We start from the raw sequence: 22,538 nt of genomic DNA, 5'->3' as shown, positions 1-22,538 counted from the left end.
GGGTTGAAATAAATGACAAAAATGAAAAGATCCCGTACTGAGTTAGCCAACTTTTTACGCACCAAGAGAGAAAGTATCAGCCCTGAATCCGTTGGATTGCCCCATATTGGACGTCGTCGTACTCCTGGATTAAGGCGCGAAGAAATAGCTGCTTTGGCGGGTGTTGGCTTGACCTGGTATACATGGCTTGAACAGGGTCGGGAAATTGGCGTATCCGTTGTTTTTTTAGACAATCTCGCCAAAATATTAAAACTGACTACCGCTGAACGCAGGCATTTATACCTACTGGCACACATGCGCGAGCCTGTTGAAACGGGACAAACCCAGTGTGTTGTTTCTCCATTGATCAAAAAGATTATGGATGATTTATCGCCTCATTTAACTTATGTGCTGAACTTGCATTGGGATGTTTTAGCTTTTAATCAACCAGCAGATGAATGCTTTCGTTTCAGTCAATTTGCAGGAGAACAACGTAATTTTTTGTGGTTATTATTTACCAATGAGTATTATCGTGAACTCTTGTGTCATTGGGAACGAGATGCTTATCGTTTACTTGCTAGCTTTAGACGTGATTATGCTCTTGCCGCTAAAGACAGTTATATTCAAGAAATTGTGAATAAATTGATTAAGATATCACCTGACTTTTGTGAAATGTGGCATCGACATGAAATCTATGAACCTTGTAATGGAATACGGGAATTAAATGTGAATGGACAGGAAACTATTTTCGATTACACATCAATGGTCACTGATTTAGAAAGGCATTTGCGTTTGATTGTTTATGTAAAAAGATAATATACCCAATCCAATTTCAAGTTACAACTTGAAAATCAATGTAATTTTTTATATCTCCCCGTGAAGAGTGGAGATATAAAACGCATCTTGAATCACAAAAAAACCTCTAATAATAATGTTTATATTAACATTTAATAAAGCACCACAAAAAATAACATATAAATAACAATTGATATGTAATTAATTCAAATCATGCCAGAATCATGCCACTTAAACGGGATGTTAAACAAAAGTGTGTTATTTATATGATCTCTCCATTGTTATAAAATGGTTATAAAAAAGTTAATTATTATTCTTGCATTTTGGGTTTAATTATTATGCTATAGCACCTTGTGAGCAGAAAATAATATGGTCTGCATTGTTCTATAGCTGTTCTAAAAATATAGATCGATCCCACCATGGCCTACTTATTTAAGTTCAATAATTGGTTTTATTAATAAAGACTTTTCAATGAGCGATGTACCAAATAGCGAATTGAAAATTGCCACTTTTTTGGAAAATGGAACCTCTTTTATGAAAAAAAACAATTCGGCACGACCGATATTTTTGTGGATGACATTATTTTGGGGATTATTACCTGTCAGTGCTTCAATGGCGACTGAATATCAGGAACAGGGTAAAAAAAACTCACCAGATAGTTGGTTATCAGATGAATTTAATCATCAGTGGGGGTTAGCTGCTATTGGTGCTCATTATGCCTATGCTCGTGGTTACACGGGAAAAGGCATTAATGTTGGTGTATTGGATGAAGCCGTTACCAACCATCCTGAATTTGCAGGCAAGCTGAAAATTCTAAGCCCAGATGACCCCTGGAATTACGATGAAAACCTCTACACTGGGATTATCAGTTTTGGGGCTCACGGTAACCATGTTTCTGGGATCATTGCAGCAAATCGGGATGGCAAGGAAATGCATGGTGTAGCATTTGATGCAGGTTTGATTACAGGGAAATATTTACAGACTCCCTATAACCGCACAGAAGCCCTGATCCAAAGCAATGCACGTGTCATCAATAACAGTTGGGGTGTGCGCCCTTCTTATGAAACCGATGAATATGGCCGGCCAAAACGATGGGAAAACGGTACGATCAAGTATGACAAAGTGACGTTGCAAGAGCTTATTAACTATGTCACACCGATTAAGGATGATTTGGATCGGTTAAGCCGCTCCCCAATTCCAGAACTCGATGACTATACAACGAGAACCGCGGGCCTATTGCGTGCAGCGCGTCATGGAAAATTAGTTGTTTTTGCTGCGGGGAATGCAAATAACTATAACATCACCTGGTTACATGCGGGTATGCCCTATTTCTTCCCTGATACCTTGAAAAATTACCTCAGCGTTGCCAATCTGACCAGGGAAAACGAAATTAACGTTTCATCAACGAGTTGTGGTTATACAGCCAGTTACTGTTTGTCGGCACCAGGTACAAAAATTTACAGTAGTACGGGGGAATTCGTTTCTAAAGTTAACGGAGAGATCGACGAAGATGCTTTCGAAAATGGTGAGTTGACGATTGATCCCACCTATGATGCCTACACAGGGACATCAATGGCATCACCACATGTGGCTGGCGCCGCTGCCGTCTTGATGCAACGCTTCCCTTATATGACTGCCGGACAAATCGCAGATGTCCTTAAAACCACAGCAACCGATTTAGGTAAACCTGGTTTGGATGATATGTATGGTTGGGGAATGCTGAACCTGAAAGATGCTATTGATGGTCCTAAGATGTTCATCACTGAAAAGGATATTCCGAAGAAATACTATATTCCAGGTTCTTATTCTGAAACTCAGTTTATCGCCAATATTCCAGGTATTGGTGGCATCGTTGAGAAAGGTACTACTGTAGAACGGGTCTGTAATAGTATTGAATGTGCTTATGACAGTTGGGCCAATGATATCTCCGGTCATGGTGGATTGACGAAAATTGGTAACGGTATACTTGAACTGGCCGGTAAAAATAGTACCTATAAAGGCCCAACGTTGGTCGAACAAGGTCACTTATTGGTTAGTGGTTCCATAACTTCGGATGTTACTGTGCAAGATAATGCCATTCTTGGCGGGAATGGTACTGTCGGTTCAATCATGGCCAACGCTGGAGCCAGTATTGCCCCAGGCAACTTAAGTTCTGACTCCGTCAGTTCTAGCGGCACGCTGAACGTTACTCATGATGTGACCTTTCAAGCAGGTTCACGTTATCGGGTAAAAGTTGCACCAAATAGCCAAGGGTATAGTGATCGCATTATCAGTAATGGCTTGGTTACGCTGAAAGGCGGTGAAGTACAAGTCACTCTGGAAAATAGTAGTAACCTGTTATCGAAGCAAGAAGTCCGTAGTTTGCTTGGGCAACAATATAATATTCTGCAAGCAAATCGGGGTATCAACGGCCAATTTACTACCGTAGTGCCAAACTATCTGTTTATTGGTACTGAGCTTAGTTACCAACCTCATACTCAATCTAGTTCTCGCCCTAATCAGGTAATGTTGGATATAAAACGTAATTCCACCACATTTGCCAGTTTAGGAATGACCGCTAATGAACGTGCTGTGGCTGATGCTGCTGATAAGCTAAGTTTGGGACATCCGGTTTATGAGAGTATCTTGATGTTTGATACAGCAGCGCAAGCCAGTCAGGCATTCCAGCAACTCTCTTCCGGCCAGATCCATGCTGATATTGCTGCGGCACAAATCAATAATAGCCACCATCTGCGCGATACGCTGAATACCCGTTTGCGTCAGGCTAATGGTGGAAGCATTGAACAGGATATCAAAGTTGATAGAAATGGTGCCTGGGGACAAATCATAGGTAACTGGCAACGTGCTAATGGTAACAGTGAAGTCAACGGTTATCGTGTATCCAACTATGGCGTGTTATTAGGGGCAGATAAAGAGTTAGGTGATGATTGGCGGCTTGGTGTCGCTACCGGATATACCCGCTCTTCTTTGAATGGTGGATATAACACTTCAGCCCGCAGTAACAATTTCCATTTGGCGCTATACGGTAGTAAACAGATTGATGCTTTGGCATTACGTGCCGGCGCTACTTACAGTTGGCATCGTTTTGATACCAAACGTTCGGTGGCTTTTGGCCGTCAATCCGACAACCTGAAAGCGAAATATGGTGCTCAAACTGGTCAACTGTTTACAGAAGCCGCTTACGGAATAAATACTTCCTGGCTGAACCTGGAACCATTCGCCAACCTGTCTTATGTTAATTTCCGTAATGAAGGTATCAATGAACATGGCGGTGCTGCTGCATTGAACGGCAAGAAACAATCGAAAAATGCCACCTTCTCTACATTAGGTTTACGTGTCGATCAAAAATGGCAGACTGAAAATGACATCACTGTAGGGGCATATGGTGAATTGGGTTGGCAACATCAGTTTGGCAATGTAGATCGGGGTACTAAATTAAGTTTTAACAATAGCGATGCCACGTTTACTGTCAATAGTGTTGCAGCCGCACGTGATGCTGCTGTAGTTAAGGCAGGCACGGAATTGGAAATTAATAAAAATACTAAACTATCACTGGGGTATAATGGTGTTTTATCAGGCAGCCATAAGGATAATGGTGTATTCCTGAATGCCAATTGGAAGTTCTAGTTAATCAATTTTTGATAACAGAAACTCACTGCTGGCAATGGTTGGCAGTGAGTTTTTTATCTCGTAAGATTTTTAGGTTTTTGTATCCGTTTTGGCACAAGCCACCTTGGTAGTACTGGGTAATGATTAAAGTAGATAATGAATTTAAGTCATTAAACCAATCCAAAGGAGGAAAATTGTGGCTTATCGTAAAATCCTATTAATCAGTTTATTTTCTGTTTCAACAGGTTCTTTAGCAGCAAGTAATAATGGTGCTCCGTTGATGAAATCAACCGATCCTGGCGCTGAAAAATTTAGAACTGTTGGTAAATTAAATGGAATCTCACACTGTACTGCAACCCTGATTTCTGGTGAAAATACACCGAATAAGGATACTCCAGCATTGATACTTACCGCAGGACATTGTGTAGATAGCAATGTAGGCACAAATGATGTCATTGTTGATCAACTGGCGCCTGAATTTTGGCGATATACCCCGGATTATTTCATTGATAAAAAAGAGACGCTATCACCAATAAAAGTCAACCGTATTTTATATTCAACGATGAAATACGAAGATATTGCGGTATTACAATTGGATGCAACTTATGGTGATTTAGCAAAAAAAGGCTATCATCCTTTGAAGTTGAAAAAAAACCTTAATATGAAACATCAACCTATTGTGTTGACTCATATTCCTGTCGATAACGTTGATTACAATTACGCTTATCTCAGAAAATCTGAGTGTAATATCACCGGAAAATCACCCGTTTTATATGAAGGCGGCTCACCATGGATTTGGACTCCAGTTTTCTCCGTAAATTGTGATGGTGTCGCTGGTGGAACGTCTGGTTCCCCTGTTTTTGAAAAAGACAAAACAGACGTGATTGGTGTGCTAAATACAACAGTAACACCAGGAATGACCGGCTGTGGACTTGGCAGACCTTGTACTATCGAAAACAATAAAGGCCTTCCAACAGAAGGCGCCAGCTATTTTATCCCTGTCGATAGTATTGCCAATGCGTTGACAAAGGATAGCAAATTAGATCTATCTAAACTGGAAAATAACCGCGGTAATATTCTGGAAAGAAGTCCTCTTTGGTCACGCTGGATAACTCAGAGCGTTAATCCTGTGGACGGCAAGAAAGCAAAATGGGACATTGTTATCAAGGAAAATGCTAACGTTAAGAATATTCGATATAAAACAGGATTAATCAGTGATGTCGATTGCTCTGCTGAAGCAGGATACAGTGTTTCTATTCCTGCAAGCCAAAGCCCGCTGCAAAACATGCTACTTCCTAATAAAGAAGGCATCTATAAACTCTGTGTTATTCACCAGAATAATGATGGCCAATGGCAAAAGACAAAAGATGCTTCTGTCATGTTGCGAGAAATTGATAATACTCCTCCATCAATTAAGCCCGCGTTAAATAAGGATGATTATGGGGATGTTTGGCGTATAACCGCTCACACTCGTCCGTATGACATCTCAAGTGTACAAATTAAATATGGACCTAAAGCAACAACAAATTGTGACGATAAAACAGGTTATAGCTATCCCTGGAGGCTAACAATGTTGGCAAAATCTGAAGCACCATGGCGTGTTTGCGCATATGGTGAAGATATGGCAGGAAATGCTGGCCCGATTAATGTCCTTGATATTGAAGCAACGACTACTAAGTAAAATGTAAATAAACTCACTGTTGGCAAAAGCTAGCAGTGGGTTTTCCTTTATATACCAATCTAACTTTAAGATGCGTGTGATTTTTTCCCGCGAAGCGGGAAGAAATCAAGTTTCAGGATCAGAAATTGCAACCTGAAGTTTAATGCGTATAGTCTCATTTATTCTTTCGTACGATAAAAATCATTTCTTCTGACTGATCATGATAAGTTTCTCCTTGCCAGTTACCGAATACATTTGTCGCAATTAAATTCGCGTCAGCTAGTGCTTGCTGGATCTCAGCAAAACTGGCAAATGTAATTGCTGAAAATGCCTGGTATTCCTGCTTGTTGTTTAGAATTTGATAGTAAGTGCCGTAAGTAATCGTCGTATTGTGAACTCGAAAATCATTCCATGCCAAGACAGAGCCAAATGTTGGATGAATAAACTCACGTTTAGAATCAGCTTTTGTCCAAGTCAACCACTCTTTTGCTAAAGGATTACGGCTGTCAAAGATACATTGTCCCCCTTCTGCCAAGTGTTCATAAATCCGTTTAAGCACGGTAACGCGATCTTGATGGGTTAAGAACACTTGAAAAACGTGGCCGGATAAAATGATTAAGTCGAATTTCTGAAATAACGCCAACTGTTTAGCATCAGATTGTATCCAAGTAACTCGTGATCCTGCTGATTTTGATTTCGCGATATCCAACATGGCGCTGGCAATATCACAACCAAATACCACTTTATCGGGATAAGTGAAGGCAATTTTATTCGTGAGCGTTCCAGTGCCACAACCCAGATCTAAAATAGCATGTGCATCTTTAGCAAGTCCGACATAATAGTCATAACCTGATACCAATTCGTTATCGAAATCATAAAATTGAGCTAAGTGACTGTCTTGGTAGAGTCGATCAATTGCCATATTTAATAATCCTTAGTATCTTACTTAATATCATCGTACTGATTCCCCCTTTATTTTTCTTACTTCAAATTGTAGCTTACAAATCAATGTCTTGTTTATATCTCCCCGCGAAGCGGGGAGATATAAAACGCATCTTGAAAAGCGATTGGTATATATCTAAGGAGACTTAAATATGCCGCCACGTGCTGTTTTATCTACGATACTACTGATATTTTCACTTATTTTATTTTTCATTGGTGCGATGGAATTCATGTTATCACCTATGCTCAATCCCTTGGCTGATGCATTCAGGACAACAATAGACAAGGTCACTTGGCTGGTATCTGGTTATGCCCTCGCCTACGCACTTGCAGCACCAATTTTCGGTTGGTTATCTGATCGGATCAATCGACACAAATTATTGCGGATATCTTTGCTGTTTCTGTTCCTTGATGGATTAGCATTAACGATAGCTCCCAACTTGGAGATTGCAATGGGGTTACGTATTTTGGGTGGCATTGCTTCTGCCGCTTTAATTCCGACCATATTTGCGCTGGTCGCAGAACTTTTTCCATCTCATAAACAGGCATCGGCAATGGGCATTGTTATGCTTGGTATGACAGCAGGAATTGCGGGAGGTCCTATTGTTGCCGGTGTTTTGACAGAATTATTTTACTGGCAAGTACCATTTTTAGTGAGTGTAGCAGGATGCCTTTTGCTCTATTTTTTAAGTAAAAAATACATTCCAAACCAGATTAATATTCTGAAAACAGTTCACCAAACAGTGAAGTTTCAATTTGGATGGCAAAGCAACCTAATACGCCCCCTTATTGCGAAAGGATTTTGGAACGGTACAGCAGTATCTGCTTTTATATTAACCGGAGAGGTTTTAAGACATCATTACGCGATGGGAACAGGAGCTGTTGGTATTTCTGTTTCTGTATTTGGGATCGGGCTTGGGTTGGGTAACTTATCTGTAAGTATCGTGAAGCACCTGAATATCAGAGATGAATGTGTGCTTTTGTTAGCAATAATTTTACTTTTCATCACCAGTTCTGCATTTATGTTATTGCCCCTGTCTTTACTTTTTAGTTTGGCTTGTCTGATGTTATGGGGATGTACACTCGGCCTTGCTGCGCCGATAAGCACTTCGCTTCTGGCAAAGCGGGCAAAACAGGATAAAGGGAAAATATTGGCTATCTCAGAGAGTTTGAATAATCTAACCATTCTGTTTTTACTTCCAATAGCGACTATGCTGTTGTCACAATACGGCACTGTGGTAACGGTGATGATACTGGGAAGCGGTTTTATCGTGGCAATTGTGCTAACACTGAAAGATTTATTGGTGACAACGTCACTTAGTTGAGGCCACTAACTGCGCCTTTGAACTTTACCTCTTCTTTAGCCCTGTTTCACCGGAGTAATAATATATAACCACTATTTCAAACTCCGGTTATGGGAGATTTTCTTATACAGTGTATTTAGCTAAGTCGTTAGGTGTTATTTTCTTAGATACATTGTCTTTATTAATAGATAAAACTATCTTTCCGTGTAATCCATCCAAAGGATTATCGCCTATTTTATTTATTGTCAAAATAGCAGCCCTATTTTTAACTCCAGAAAAGATGGAATCATCTTCATTTTTAAGTCTATTGACCTCCCTTGGAGAATACATATCATTACTCATCACTTCTTTAGAGATATCCTCAGGGAAATATAGTTGGCCGACAAAATAGAATTTATCTTCCTGTCTTTTTTGTACATTCGCATTCCTTGCTGATAAATGAATATGTATCGCTCTTCCAGCATAAAAACCGGGGAAAATGGTGGTGAATCTGACGATGCCTTCTTTGTCTGTCCTTTGTGCTCCACGAAGAAATGTGCTTTCATCAGTTCTCGAAATCGTTCCTATATGATCGGATGGAGCCTCAAGGTCTGGGTTTATGTATTTCCAACCTGAATACTTTCCCATTGCATTGCAATGCCATATATCAATAAGGATATCATTCAGCGGCTTACAGGTTACCGAATCAATGACTTTCATTGTCAATAACAGAGGGATCCCTGGTTCATCTTCTGTTATATTCCTTCTTAGCAATTTGTTATTTATAAAATATGGACCTGACATTTCCTCTGGTGTCATCTCGCAAACGCCTATATCAATACCATTCTCTTTCTTTGATTGATTATGTGAAGAGGCAAAAGCTGCTGTTGGAACCAGCGGTAATAATGAAAATACTGCACCAGTAATACTCGCCTGTTTCAGGAAAAGTCTTCTTTCATTTTTCATAAGGTGGCTCCTTATATGCCATTTAATTATTACCTGGTAAATCGGTAAGCGATAGATTCAGATAGTAAGACGATATCTATACCAATCTAACTTCAAGATGCGTGTGACGTCCCTCTGCGCAGCGGGGAGATATCAGATTTCATATCGTGTTGAAAATGGCAACTTGAAGTTTAATGCGTATAAATATAAATAATTTCCTCTTTTTTTAATAGAGTTAAATTATGTATCATATTGATATTAAATGATAATGACGACAAATATCAGTAAGGCGCATCTGAGTCTCATGGAATCATGTAACAGCAGGTACATCTGCCTATAGTATATGGGAAGACAGAATGTACTAAATAAATCATAATCACCCGCTATGCGGGTGGTTATGATTTAAGCAGATGACGCTACTTAAACTGGCTAAAGTCATAGTAAAAACTAAGCATATATTTAATATATGCTTAGTGACATAAATTTATATTTCTAACATATTCATTTGGTGCAATTAAAGATTTTTTGCTACACGTTACATAACCAAAATGTTTCAATTTATTATCAACATATAAAGACACAGGAATACTAAAAATAAACGCCAAGAAAAATAACCACACTAAGAAATTAACCATACGACCTTGATATGGTCGAGGTTTATCTAAGAAACAAGCAATCATAAGAGAATACAACATATGAATACTTATTGGAAATCCAAAGGAAATAAAAAACACCCTCCAAGAAAAATAAACTCTATCATTTAAATTAATTAATTAATTAATTAATGAAATGAAATCACGCCATGAAAAAAAACTACCGAACACATTGATAACATAATCAGCATCAATATTGATATGTAAAAAATCCTACGCCATAAAGAAAAAATTACCGGTTTCTCGTTTTTGTTTTCAATTTTATTTGACATAAGGCTCTCTCATTTAATAATCATAAAATAAAAACACATTTCCATATTTAATTCCAAGGCCAAATAACTGGCGTACTTACGCCCATGGCTTGGCGATTAATCTCATAATGATCACCTGGTATTTTTTATCTACTTCTTTAATTGCTTCAATAACGCTATTTGTTATCCCTAATTCATTATCAAGATAATATAAAAGTGCCGCTATACCAACACCAATAAAAAACAATCCAACAGAAAGCCCTATTACACTCACCCCCGCTGCTAAAAAATACCCAGACGCTATTTCACCAACAGCGGCAATAGCTAACACAGTAACCAATGTCTTGGCCGCATCAACTGTTATATTACCCAGAAAATCGGCAAGCGCATATTCATCTTTTGTCATAAATTCGATAGTTCTATAAGCAAGAGAGAAAACTATACTAACCTTAACTCCAGTAACTATACCATTTACTAGGCTTTTTGAACCACTTCCTATGTTTAGCTCCTCCTCTCCCTTTATATTCTTTAGCTTTAATACCAAAACTTTACGCTTTCATATGGCTAAGAGGTTTTAATCTTCCATTATCAAATACTAACTGTCCATCCATAAACTCATCTGAAATGCTTCTGCCCATTTGACACCTCCAAAACTACATAACCTGATAATTTATTGACATTTTGTCTCATATCTTATCGGACTCAACTATTTTTTCTTTAAATTTCCTGAATTATTGGGAAGTGGATCAAATTTCCTTGTCGGGATATAAGGCAATAATCTCGGTCATATCTTGTACCATTATTAGGTATTGAAGTGATTGATGGCTTACAATCCATTGGTTTTAAACAAGTTAAGGCATTTTCTCTTCTGGAAAAGAAGACTGTCTATAAAAATTTTTCACAATTAGCCGTAGAGTTTCAGGCGCGTAAAGGGCGCTCTATATTGCATGAATTAAGTGATGAAGAGATAGCTTATCTAATCAAGCATATTGAAAAATCGCTGGGTAATGATACGGATATCGTTGAGAAAGATTTTTGGACTGTATGGATGGGAATAAAATAAAAAAATATCTGCGATGGATGTCTTGTGGAGCATCCATCGCACGAGCCAAATGATGACGTAATAGTGACATATTACATAATTCGATACTTACTGCGAATATCCCTGACTTGAGATTTTAATTGTCCACAACCTCCCCAAATTTCTGTTCCATCACTTTTATCTGATATACACCGAAAACCGGCTTCGGTAAGTGATCGGGCAAAAAACGGCATATTTTCTGAAGGATTCAATGTTATGCCATTGATATCACTTACTTCATTCAAGTACTTTAACTTGATAATGAATGTGTCTTTATCCACCAGATCTTTTAACCGTGCCAAATCCTCTTGGGAATCATTGATTCCCTCTATCATCAGATAATTGACGATAACAGGTACACCTGTATGGTGATGATATGTTGAAAAATGGTCAAGAAGGTCTTTGATACCAAATTTTGCTTTTGATGGAATGAGCATGTCACGCTGTTCGTCTGTGGTGGCATGAAGAGAAATGGAAATCATATCAAGCGGAAGCTCATAAATTTTATCTCCAGCGTGGCGAATACCCACTGTTGTCAGGGTAACCCTATTTGCTAATGTTTGTTTTTTGAACTCAGTTATTGCCCCGCTGATCTCTTTCAGATTCAACATTGGCTCACCCATTCCTGCAAACAATATCGTATTAAGCCTTTGGCTGTCACCCAATGCTCCTGAATGCAATAAATGTTCATGACATAACAAGACTTGCTGTACTATTTGTTCTGTTGTCATATTTCCCAATGGTTGTTGCCTGCCTGTTTCACAAAACACGCAACCAACCGCACAACCGTATTGGCTGGATATGCAGAGATAAGGCAAATGTTGATCTGTATGCATAAAGAAAGTCGATTCAACGCTTTTTCTTAAATCTGAGTCACTTGCTGATAGCAAATATTTCTTGGAGCCATTTTCTGACTCTACTATTTCGCTGATTTTCATTTTTACACCTTCTCAATATTCTTGGGCACGGCGATGCATATCAGAGACTCCGCACATTTTTGGACTGGACAACGGCAAGTTAGATTGCATGACTTCTTGATGTGTTTTAACGGGATCGAGGAATAATTGATGGATTTCATCCATATCCAGTTCGGAAAGATAACCACTATTAATCCCTTGATAATTTTCTGGAACAGTGGTTGTGGTAGGAAATACGAGCTGATCAGGGTATAGCCGACCACTCCAAAATTCGTCGCCTTTATCCAATGGCTTAACCATATCAGGATCAACAATTTCAGAAATTTTAGCATTGTTAGGGAATCGCAGGCTGTTTTCGGCTGCCGGATAGTCATGAATAACCATCCAATCGACAATATTTTGTTGTCGTTCCATCAATCCAATATCTTTAAAAAATGTTGTTAACACAATGGGGATCACGATCCCTCCTGCGTTGCGATAATACTCAATAAAAGCGAGCCGTTTCTTTAATTGCTCATTGGTATCTAATGCACTAACCGAAACTCTCATCTCAGCCTTTACCGTGATTAAACGCTGCGCAATATCATCAGTCATCTTTTTAAAGAATTTGGTGATGAAAATCATTAAGATCCCAGTTTCTCGTGCCAATTCAGCCATTCGCGTAGATACGGCCCAATTCCATGAAGGATCACTATTCCACCCGCATCTGACGTATTTTTGTGAATCAGGTAATGCTTGTAGATCGCCGGAAAAAATATCTTCATCCAAGTGATTATCGATACGTTTACCAAAGTCGATCCCATTTTCCCAACTAGAGATAGCGGAAAAACACATACCATAACAAGCCATACTTTCAGGTAAACAACCAGTTACGACATCTGTGGTTAAGCTATTAAATGGCAAATCACCCGCTATTCCTGCCCTGATTAACATAGGTTCGGCAGGACTAAGATTACGCCCATGAATATATTTTTTATTACTATCTCTAATCAATTGAGTAATGGATTTCTCTTTTTCTCTTGATAGGTTCATATCAAATTCCCCCAACAGTCCAACCAGGTATTTCCGGTTGGTAGGATGTATCAGGATATATTTTCAATCCTTTGATAAATCTATTTCCGGTAAAACATTCGCGGCGATGTAAAAGTTGGCTATTGTCATATAGCAACAAATCGCCTTCTTCCCATTGATGGGAATAAATATTTTTTGGTGACAAGATCTTATCTAAAATGGCGTTTTTGAGTATGTCTGAGTTTGGTAATATTTTCTTATCGAGAAAAAATGCGATAGTATTTTCACTAACATAAACAAACCGTCGTTTCGTTTGTATATTTTCGAGCATGACCGGATGAGCAACGGTAATATGAGGCACATTGTCATGTGAAGCTGCTGGCTGGCGGGTGGAATACAAATCATTCATCATCGATATTTCATCATGGGTTAAACCAAGGTGGTTTACCGCTGTTGAAGCAAAGGATGTATTGCCACCACTAAACTGCACAACTTCACCATATAAGATGCTAACGGAGGCGGGATTAATCCTAAACTCCTGATCAGAATGCCAAAAATCGGTATCATTTCCGGCAAAACCTAATTGTTCACCATGACTATCACGAATATTTGTCAAATAAGCGATGTATTTTCGATTGTCTGATAATGAAATTTTTCTGGCTGGTTCTTCGAGTCTTCCGCTTCCTATATGCTGTGCAAAATTCACTAGTGCCTCATCATCCATCTTTTGGTTTTTGAAAATCAATAAAGCGTATTCTGATAAGTATACCTTTATTTTTTTATATTCTTCTGATGATAGCTCTGAAAGACTTTGGCAGGTTATATAAGCACCAAAATTTCCCTTGACAGGCTCGATTGTAATCGACATATATTAATTCCTTCTTTAGTTAAAGATTATTGGTGATTCTATATTTTCTAATAAATCAATATAAAAATGATAAAAAGCTTTAAACTTTAATTTAATTTTCTTTAATCACATTAATCTTTATTCTTTCATGGTTTGGTTAATTTATTTTATGTGTAATAAAATCACCTTTAAATAATAGAAGGCGTGAATTTATATTTAATTTCTATTTTTTAATTAATAAATATTATGCTTTTATTTAGGATAAAAATAATCGCGATGATTTATGATTTAAACATCAATAACTTCAGTTCGCATTGAGAATATCTTTATTTTGTGATAACAATCACATTATTATGTTGATAGATTGTTGTTTTTATGTATTGTTTTATTTTTCAATTGGTTACGTATTTATTGTGGGTTTTTGAAATAAAAAAGAGCTTATCTTTATCTAAGCTCTTTTTTAATTAATAGGCAGTTTTTCAATTAGTTATACTCGATAAACTGCAAGTTGCAATTTCTGAATCTGAAACTTGATTTCTCCCCGCTTGCGGGGAGAAATCACACGCATTTTGAAGTTAGGTTGGTATAAACATTTAGATTTAGATTGATATTTATTAACCAATAAATGGTATGTCTAGTTCTAATTTTAACCGATATTTTTTCTCTTCTTCATCAACAATCTGGTTCAATTTCTTCACAAAGATAGCTTGAAGTTGCTGCCAAAACTCTTCAAAGTGCTCTTCATTGCGTAAGCAATAAGTCATTACCGCTGCGCGTAGTACATAGATATTGCGTACTTTTTCCCATTCATTACGGCTAAAACCACATTTCTCTGCATAATGCCACGGCGTATCACCATATTCTTTATAATCTAATATGGTTGAGGAGGTGAGAAAATCATTGGCATAAGCACGTCCTGTGGAGTATGAGCAAAGCTCGTATAGACGCTTGTTAAGCGCATTATGATTGCTCAGGCTTTCGCTGCCAATTTCTTTGAACGTAAAGTTGATCATATGGAAATCAGGGGATGGAAAGATATGTACTTCAAATTGATGTTTACCGATTTCTATTGGCGGTAAGTTCGCCAATTTATTCAACAATCTTTGTGCTGTGACGATACCCGCCGCAATTATTTTACCATATCCATTAATATTCAAAGGTAACAGACGATGAGCAGCCCAAAGTGCCGCAGCTGTTGCTCCCGATTTTGAACCTTCCATGATGGATGAACCAAGAATTCCCCGACTGACGCTATTTGTTTTTTCATCGTGGTCTTCAAACACATAGGCTGCATGTGAAGAGATCAATTCGAGAATGCGCTTGTCTTTCATGCAGACAGCACCCGCTGCATATTGAATGAAACCAACTTTATGCGGATCGACAGTAATCGAGTCGACTTCTTTCAATGCCTTGAAGCTTTGGTAAACTTCCGGTTTTGGCCAACTGATATTTTCCGGCATGATCCCCACCGAACGGTGGTAACTGGCCAACTCATCATATTCTACAAATTCACCCTGCTCATTCAGGAGCATGGAACACGCATATCCTGCATAAGCAGCATCAACGTGAATGTAGAATGATTCGCCATAACGTTCCTCACACTCTTTCCTCAATGCAATGATTTCATCAATCCGATCAATCGCTCCTACTTCAGTTGTGCCCACTACGGCAATCATTGCCAGAATGGGTTCACCTTGTTCAATTAATTCCAAGGTGATTTTCCGCATTTGAGCAATGTCAGTTTGATAGTTATCATTTACAGGTAATGGAATAATGTTTTCTTGACCAATACCAAAAATATCGGCGGCTTTCATCCAAGAATAGTGTTTGGATTGTGGAACCAGTAATTTGCCTAGAACTTCCCCTTTCACTCCCATACCACGGCATGTCATATCGCGAATTTCTTCAAACAGCCCACGTTCTTGTAGTGCGGTAATAAGATCCAAAAGTTCAGCGGTTGGCATATTTTTCAATTGCCGGGATGTTTTATGTTCGATGAGATCTTTTGCTTTAGGATGCTGAGATATAGCAAAAGGCAATGTTTTTAAATTCCTGGCTACCCATAGACCTTCATAATTAGCAACTGTGCCACCAGAAGTAATATGCCCCCAGGATTTCTGTGGGTCATAGCCAAACATGCGGCAGAGATCTAATCCTGATTCAAGCTCTAGTTCTGTTGTTGTCGGGGATGCTTCATAACTACAGTTATTTGGGTTATACATCATGGCCATAACGTAGGCAAGATTAGAAACCATTAAGGTATCACTACTGATATGACCAAGGTAACGAGGAGAAAAGAAAGGAATAGACGTGTTTTTCAGTTTTGCTGACAGCTGATTTAAGATCCCTTCTGTACGATAAAGCGTTTCTCTATAGTTATGCTCATAGCGAGCAACGGATGTGACTAAAGTTGAATCTTCGGGATGAAAACCTGAACGCCAATGTAAATGTTCGCTCACTGCATAATCCATCATCTCTCTAAAAAAAACAGCGTTTTCTGATTTTGGTCCCAAAAACAATGCATCTACATTTAAATTAGGATGAAATGGTTTAGTCATGATCATGTAACCTTTTAATTGATTCTTTTTGTCTTGTCTTAAATTAAATATTTATAAAATTATTAATAGATTTGTTTTTATTTTCTGCTTTAACGGCAAATGTCTTGCGGAGGTGATAAAACCCCCACAATAACGCACTGAAAATAATTGTTTGATTTTCGATCACTACAATTGCATAAAAATCATTCTGCAATATTATGCCGAATAAATCTATTTTATAGATACGCATTAAACTTCATGTTGCAATTTACAGCACGATATGAAACCTAACTTCTCCCCGCGACGCGGGGAGAAGTTAGGTTGGTATAGATATAAAACATAATCCTTAGAATATTAATAATAAGTTAATAATTAACTTTAATTTTGTGCGCTACCACAAAAAAATGAAAATAATACCCCATAGTATTACAATGAAAATATATCCATTGAAATTATAAAGTAAGTTACTTTCAAGTATAACGTGAACCGTGACGTTGTCACAGCTTGCGTTATGTCGAGAGAAGAGTGTCAGGATAATTAGCTGGAACAGTATGAATTATCTACTATACGCATTAAACTTTAAGTCTATATGAAACGTAATTTCTCCCCGCAAAGCGGGGAAAAATCACATGCATCTTGAAGTTAGATTGGTATATACGTTTCACATAATAAAAAATGTATATTGATTGATCACTTCAGCGAAAAACATGATGGTTGCACCGATGAGAATAGGATAGTTGTTATTAATAAATTGGTTAACTCTTGTTCTCCAGAGAGAGTAAGTCCAGATGACCATGGCAATAATATACAAACACCATGAAATCATTCTTAATCCAAAGGCGCTGTTGATATTGAATTCAGCTCGATGTGGAAAAATAACATTATCATTAACGATTGTGATTTCCGATAGCCACTCCATATAAGCAGGTTGTTCAACCAATCGCATGGTGACGCTAATGAAAACAACCAGCAAAGCAGCCATCACTAATTTGATAGGCAATATTCCGCTAAGATATTTTCCTAATGGATAGGAAATAAGTGACAGTGCCAATGCAGGCCCTAACGTAAATACTGCACTATAAAATAAAAAATAGGTATTAATATTTGCCCAAGTAATCATGGCGCTATTAACATAAATAATTGCCATATAATAAAGATCAATTAAACCAATAACCCCAATTACTAGAATAATATAAACATGCGCGCGTTTTGTGATCATAAAAAAAAGTGTGTATAAGACCAGCAAAGCGAAATAGATAACAGCAAAAATTGTTTCTATGTTTACCCATTCATGTATTATGTTCTGCAATGTGTGATAAACACTAAATGGGTATTCTATGATGTTCAAAGAAGCAGCCAACCCTATCCCTGCCAATGCACTGCTGACTATTAATGTTCTTAGTAATATTTTTTGCACAAACATGGTCACTGAATGTTGCCAGGTGTTTAACTCATGCTTAATCCAGTAAGTATAAAGCCCGCTCATCAATACAAGCCCCACCGAGCTCTGTACTATCATCGTAAATGCAATTAATAACCATTCACTCATGTCATAACCCTATTCCATCTATATGTAACCAAATAACATCATCGATGCGTATTACATCCATATATTATTCACTCAATTTCAGTTTGATTGAGATATTATATTGAATGGCTAAAATTTTACGCAAGTTCAACGTTAATACAAAAAAATTTTATTTTTTCTACTCGTGATGATAAATACCGCGATTGATGGCAGTATCTTGCTCTTATCAGAGCAACCTAAATGTGTTAAGTTTACACATATCAATCACTTCTAATGAGCATTCCCTATGATCCCGGAAAAACGTATTATTCGTCGGATTCAATCTGGTGGTTGTGCAATCCACTGTCAGGATTGTAGCATTAGCCAGCTTTGCATTCCTTTCACCTTAAATGAGCACGAACTTGATCAGCTTGATAACATCATTGAGCGTAAGAAACCTATCCAGAAAGGACAAACGTTATTTAAGGCCGGTGATGCACTTAAATCACTCTACGCCATCCGCTCTGGGACCATCAAAAGCTATACGATTACTGAAGAAGGTGATGAACAAATTACAGGTTTCCACCTTGCTGGTGATTTAGTCGGATTTGACGCCATCATTAATACTGAGCATCCAAGCTTTGCCCAGGCTTTGGAAACGTCAATGGTCTGTGAAATCCCATTTGAAACGCTGGATGACCTTTCTGGAAAAATGCCTAATCTCCGTCAGCAAATGATGCGTTTGATGAGTGGAGAAATCAAAGGTGACCAGGAGATGATCTTGCTGCTTTCCAAAAAGAACGCAGAAGAGAGATTAGCTGCTTTTATTTACAACCTGTCACGCCGCTTTTCACAGCGCGGCTTTTCACCTCGTGAATTCCGCCTTACCATGACACGCGGCGACATTGGTAATTACTTGGGCCTGACTGTTGAAACAATTAGCCGTCTGCTTGGCCGCTTCCAGAAAAGTGGAATTTTAGCTGTCAAAGGTAAGTATATTGCAATCGAAGATATGAATAAATTGACAGAGTTGGTTGGCAAGTCTCCTGCTAATGCGTCCTAACGTTAGTTAAATTTTAGGCCAGATCACTATATTTTGCTGATCTGGCTGACTCTTATCCTGTTATAGTTGTTTATACCAATCTAACTTCAAGATGCGTGTGATATTTCCCCGAGAAGCGGGGAGATATCAGGTTTCATATCGTGTTGTAAATTGCAGCTTGCGTATATATTTATCTTCTGTACGAAAGAGGCATTCAGACTCTGTGAGGAACTCAATATGGCAAACTACCAAAACCTCTTGGTTGCAATTGACCCTAATCAGGATGATCAGCCCGCATTAAGACGCGCAGTCTATATCGTGCAACGCAGTGGTGGGCAGATTAAAGCATTTTTACCTATTTATGACTTTTCATACGAAATGACCACCTTACTTTCTCCAGAAGAAAGAAATGCGATGCGAAAAGGTGTCATAGGCCAACGAATCGCTTGGATAAAACAGCAAGCTCATTACTACCTTGAATCAGGCATCAATATTGAAATCAAAGTGGTTTGGCATAATCGCCCTTATGAAGCCATCATTCAAGAAGTTATTACCGGAAATCACGACTTATTATTGAAAATGGCACATCAACATTCCCGATTGGAATCGATGATTTTTACCCCACTTGACTGGCATCTGTTACGTAAATGCCCCTGCCCAGTCTGGATGGTAAAAGATCAAATATGGCCAGAAAATGGTTCTGCGGTTGTTGCTGTCAATTTATCCAATGAAGAACCTTACCATAATGAATTGAATCTGAAATTGGTGCGTGAAACACAAGAGCTTGCCAATCGAATTGTGAAAGACCCTCTGATCCATCTTGTTAGTGCTTATCCAGTTGCGCCTTTAAATATTGCCACTGAATTACCTGACTTTGATCCTAATGTGTATAACCAGGCGTTGCGTGGCCAACATCTGATCGCCATGAAAGAGTTGAGGCAGAAATTCTATATTGATGAACAGCAAACTCACGTTCATGAAGGTATACCGGAAAAAGTCATCCCTGAAATATGCGATGAACTCAATGCGGGTGTGGTTGTTTTAGGTATTCTTGGTCGAACTGGGTTATCAGCTGCGTTTCTTGGCAATACCGCCGAACATGTCATCGATCGCCTAAGATGTGATTTGCTGGCTATAAAGCCTGATGGTTTTGTTTGCCCAATCAAGATCGATGTAGAGTGATGTGCTTATACCAATCCAACTTTGCCGATTGTTTATATCTCCCCGCGTCGCGGGGAGATATAAGACGCATCTTGAAAGGCGATTGGTATAGATTGCCCGAATTTCATCGGATAGTCTCATGTCATATCGTCATATTTTTCAGAAATTATGTCCACCAAATGAGATCACCATCTTTGTGACGTCCCATAAAGCATGTAATGAGTAGCCGTTTTTCCTGCAATTGATTGGCATTTCCAGTTAACACAGCATGTATCAAGTTGCCATTTAGTAGGATTAAATCCCCTGGAGCAATATCAATGATCATACTCTCATGTTCTTTGAGTCGATCTGTAGGATAAGGAAAACCACTATGGGTGAGTCCAAGAGCAGAACGAGATTCCATATCAGGGGCAATATTCCACACTTTTAATTGTCCTCCCCCTTGTGGAACTTCCGCATAAAAATTGACTGCCATGACTCGCTTGACACTCTGAATCTCAAAGTCATTTTGTCGAGGATCGCTTAGTTGGGCTAAATCATCATGGGGTAATAACAAAAATTCTCCTGAATTATTCCAATAGACAGCTTTGGCATCACCAGCAGGCGCTCCTTGATACATGGCTGGCCGCACCTTTGACTGTGAACCATTTAATTGCGCTATAAAATGTGTCAAAGGATTAACCGTCCCCTGAAAGAGTTGAGAAATGGCTGGCCGAAAATATTCAACCTCGTTGAAATACTCAGGCGTTGTTTTTTCTATGTGAGAAGCCCCAAGGAAATATCCCTCTACGCCATCTATCCCGTCACCATATCGGGGTTTTCTGGCTGTAGAACGCCAAAAATTATCAATGATTTTTTTTCGTTGTTCCCACGGTAAAAAATGACGGATTCGGTATGCGGCAAGATGACCATCTAGCAGAGTATCAACAGCACTTTTTTCTATGCGGCCTTCAGTTTCATGTATAACAAATTCTGATTCTTCTAGCTTCACTCCTGTGAGCGATAATTTTTTTTGCATCATGATTATTCCTTCAATATATTAAATAGGTTTTCATGTTCCTTACCCCGCGCGCCGCGCGGGGTAAGGAATACTCCTATCATTTTGAAACGCTATTTATACGCATTAAACTTCAAGTTGCCATTGACAACACGATATGAAACCTGATTTCTCTCTAAATCATATTTCGTTTAATTTATTTTGGGGTTCTTATTTTTATCTCTTGATCTTTATGTAACATTTTCCGTTTGTTATGCAAAAAACCTACAATTGCAGGCACGGGACTTACTATTCTCTCCTGCTCTTTAAACTTAGAAGCATATCTTTCCCGCAATTTAGGCAGAAGACTCCAGTGTGTGTTACCTGAAATATGGTGTTCTTGGTGGTAACCATCATTAAAAGTTAATAAATTGTACAGTTTTCCGTAATAACTGACTGAATTGGAAAATTGATTTTCTGGATTTGCACCATAATGTTCATAATAGTTTTGAACATTCACCAGAATAAAAGCAACTAATAACGATGGTAAATAACAGAGTAATGTCCATTGCCAAGATAAGATAAAGAAAAAAACGAGTCCAACAAACATAGCAAGCCGATCCAAACGTAATTGGATAAGTTCTTTCTTCTTATTAACCTCAATTTTTGAAATTAATTTTTCAAAACCATGATCATATTGGCTGAAAGGTTTCCCCCATAAAAATACTGCCCATAACATGTGAGGGATCATTTTATAAAGGGTATTGAGTCCGCCTAAGATAGCATAATTCAATAATGTATTATGTTTCCCATCTTTACCACCCAAAAAGGTTGACGAACTATCCTTAATAGGATTGCCGTTATCATTATGATATTTATGATGGTTTCTGACATGTGTAAATTGATAAGCTTGGATTGATTGCCCTATATTGATAGAGTTGAGCATAGAAACGAAACCATTCATAGTTGGCGATATAAACCATGGAGTATGACTAAAGAAATGTGAAATGACTATAATATTGTATGTGGCTAGAAATGAGAGAATAGCTATATTAAATAGCCAATTTGAAATTGAAAAATCATGCCAATATGATGCCATCATTATACTTATAATGATATTTAACAAGCTAAAAATAAACATGATGGAATCTTTAGTGGAATATTTCCATATCTTCATATTTACCTCATTGTTAAAATTTCAACAGTGAATATAATTTGAAGTTAATGTTTTTATACCAATCGCCTTTCAAGGTGCGTCTTATATCTCCCCCGTGTAGCGGGGAGATATAAACAACTACATTGATTTGCAATCTGCAACTTGAAGTGGAATTGGTATAGTATG

18 protein-coding genes are annotated in these 22,538 nt (G+C 38.2%); 7 read left to right on the top strand and 11 right to left on the bottom strand.

Annotated elements, in window-relative coordinates:
• The first annotated feature begins 12 nt into the window (after positions 1 to 12).
• The 3 genes from WDV75_RS09970 (at position 13) to WDV75_RS09960 (ending at position 6,064) form a co-directional block, all read left to right on the top strand.
• Complete coding sequence (locus WDV75_RS09970; protein ID WP_189758383.1) at positions 13 to 795, top strand: helix-turn-helix transcriptional regulator; 783 nt, start codon at positions 13 to 15, stop codon at positions 793 to 795.
• Between the two features lie 513 nt (positions 796 to 1,308).
• Positions 1,309 to 4,401, top strand: a complete 3,093-nt coding sequence (locus tag WDV75_RS09965) for an autotransporter domain-containing protein (RefSeq protein ID WP_273557667.1) — start codon at positions 1,309 to 1,311, stop codon at positions 4,399 to 4,401.
• A gap of 178 nt (positions 4,402 to 4,579) precedes the next feature.
• Positions 4,580 to 6,064: a trypsin-like serine peptidase gene (locus WDV75_RS09960; protein ID WP_273557668.1), complete on the top strand. Its 1,485-nt coding sequence runs from the start codon at positions 4,580 to 4,582 to the stop codon at positions 6,062 to 6,064.
• 154 nt (positions 6,065 to 6,218) lie between these two features.
• Here WDV75_RS09960 and WDV75_RS09955 read toward each other — a convergent pair whose 3' ends face one another.
• A complete protein-coding gene (locus tag WDV75_RS09955; RefSeq protein WP_273557669.1) occupies positions 6,219 to 6,965 on the bottom strand; it encodes a class I SAM-dependent methyltransferase in 747 nt (248 codons plus the stop codon).
• 172 nt (positions 6,966 to 7,137) lie between these two features.
• Between WDV75_RS09955 and WDV75_RS09950 the strand changes: the two genes are divergently transcribed.
• Complete coding sequence (locus tag WDV75_RS09950; protein ID WP_273557670.1) at positions 7,138 to 8,310, top strand: MFS transporter; 1,173 nt, start codon at positions 7,138 to 7,140, stop codon at positions 8,308 to 8,310.
• A gap of 102 nt (positions 8,311 to 8,412) precedes the next feature.
• Here WDV75_RS09950 and WDV75_RS09945 read toward each other — a convergent pair whose 3' ends face one another.
• The 3 genes from WDV75_RS09945 to WDV75_RS09940 form a co-directional block, all read right to left on the bottom strand.
• Entirely contained in the window at positions 8,413 to 9,234 is an 822-nt protein-coding gene (locus WDV75_RS09945) for an intradiol ring-cleavage dioxygenase (protein WP_273557671.1), read from the bottom strand.
• A 449-nt stretch (positions 9,235 to 9,683) separates the two neighbouring features.
• Positions 9,684 to 9,947: a DUF1240 domain-containing protein gene (locus WDV75_RS22115; RefSeq protein ID WP_422399059.1), complete on the bottom strand. Its 264-nt coding sequence runs from the start codon at positions 9,945 to 9,947 to the stop codon at positions 9,684 to 9,686.
• Between the two features lie 267 nt (positions 9,948 to 10,214).
• On the bottom strand, positions 10,215 to 10,661 hold the full coding sequence (locus WDV75_RS09940) for a hypothetical protein (protein ID WP_273557672.1): 447 nt from the start codon (positions 10,659 to 10,661) through the stop codon (positions 10,215 to 10,217).
• Between the two features lie 270 nt (positions 10,662 to 10,931).
• Here WDV75_RS09940 and WDV75_RS09935 point away from each other — a divergent pair, with 270 nt between their 5' ends.
• Complete coding sequence (locus WDV75_RS09935; protein ID WP_273557673.1) at positions 10,932 to 11,180, top strand: hypothetical protein; 249 nt, start codon at positions 10,932 to 10,934, stop codon at positions 11,178 to 11,180.
• Between the two features lie 71 nt (positions 11,181 to 11,251).
• On the opposite strand, the gene WDV75_RS09930 is transcribed toward WDV75_RS09935, so the two are convergent.
• The 5 genes from WDV75_RS09930 to WDV75_RS09910 all read right to left on the bottom strand — a co-directional run bounded on the left by WDV75_RS09930 (position 11,252) and on the right by WDV75_RS09910 (position 18,059).
• On the bottom strand, positions 11,252 to 12,136 hold the full coding sequence (locus WDV75_RS09930; RefSeq protein ID WP_273557674.1) for a radical SAM protein: 885 nt from the start codon (positions 12,134 to 12,136) through the stop codon (positions 11,252 to 11,254).
• 12 nt (positions 12,137 to 12,148) lie between these two features.
• Positions 12,149 to 13,147, bottom strand: coding sequence for a hypothetical protein (locus WDV75_RS09925; RefSeq protein WP_273557675.1), 999 nt, complete (start codon positions 13,145 to 13,147; stop codon positions 12,149 to 12,151).
• A 1-nt stretch (position 13,148) separates the two neighbouring features.
• Positions 13,149 to 13,994 (bottom strand): TauD/TfdA dioxygenase family protein, encoded by an 846-nt coding sequence (locus WDV75_RS09920; protein ID WP_273557676.1) that lies wholly within the window; start codon positions 13,992 to 13,994, stop codon positions 13,149 to 13,151.
• 593 nt (positions 13,995 to 14,587) lie between these two features.
• A complete protein-coding gene (locus WDV75_RS09915) occupies positions 14,588 to 16,531 on the bottom strand; it encodes a pyridoxal phosphate-dependent decarboxylase family protein (RefSeq protein ID WP_273557677.1) in 1,944 nt (647 codons plus the stop codon).
• A 640-nt stretch (positions 16,532 to 17,171) separates the two neighbouring features.
• The gene (locus tag WDV75_RS09910) at positions 17,172 to 18,059 is read right to left on the bottom strand and encodes a dimethyl sulfoxide reductase anchor subunit family protein (RefSeq protein WP_273557678.1); all 888 of its coding nucleotides are present in this window, start codon (positions 18,057 to 18,059) and stop codon (positions 17,172 to 17,174) included.
• 265 nt (positions 18,060 to 18,324) lie between these two features.
• Here WDV75_RS09910 and WDV75_RS09905 point away from each other — a divergent pair, with 265 nt between their 5' ends.
• A complete protein-coding gene (locus tag WDV75_RS09905) occupies positions 18,325 to 19,080 on the top strand; it encodes an FNR family transcription factor (RefSeq protein WP_273557679.1) in 756 nt (251 codons plus the stop codon).
• 216 nt (positions 19,081 to 19,296) lie between these two features.
• Positions 19,297 to 20,241 carry a universal stress protein UspE gene (uspE, locus tag WDV75_RS09900; RefSeq protein WP_273557681.1) on the top strand — a complete coding sequence of 315 codons (945 nt, stop codon included), beginning with the start codon at positions 19,297 to 19,299 and terminating at the stop codon, positions 20,239 to 20,241.
• 145 nt (positions 20,242 to 20,386) lie between these two features.
• On the opposite strand, the gene WDV75_RS09895 is transcribed toward uspE, so the two are convergent.
• Both WDV75_RS09895 and WDV75_RS09890 read right to left on the bottom strand, forming a co-directional pair.
• Positions 20,387 to 21,241 (bottom strand): hypothetical protein, encoded by an 855-nt coding sequence (locus WDV75_RS09895; protein WP_273557682.1) that lies wholly within the window; start codon positions 21,239 to 21,241, stop codon positions 20,387 to 20,389.
• A gap of 172 nt (positions 21,242 to 21,413) precedes the next feature.
• Entirely contained in the window at positions 21,414 to 22,373 is a 960-nt protein-coding gene (locus WDV75_RS09890) for a fatty acid desaturase family protein (RefSeq protein ID WP_273557683.1), read from the bottom strand.
• Positions 22,374 to 22,538 lie beyond the last annotated feature (165 nt).

Origin of the sequence: Xenorhabdus griffiniae (assembly GCF_037265215.1) — a bacterium.
Lineage (GTDB): Bacteria > Pseudomonadota > Gammaproteobacteria > Enterobacterales > Enterobacteriaceae > Xenorhabdus > Xenorhabdus griffiniae.
The sequence above is the reverse complement of the archived record's forward strand: the minus strand, read 5'-3'. Positions and strand labels throughout refer to the sequence as shown.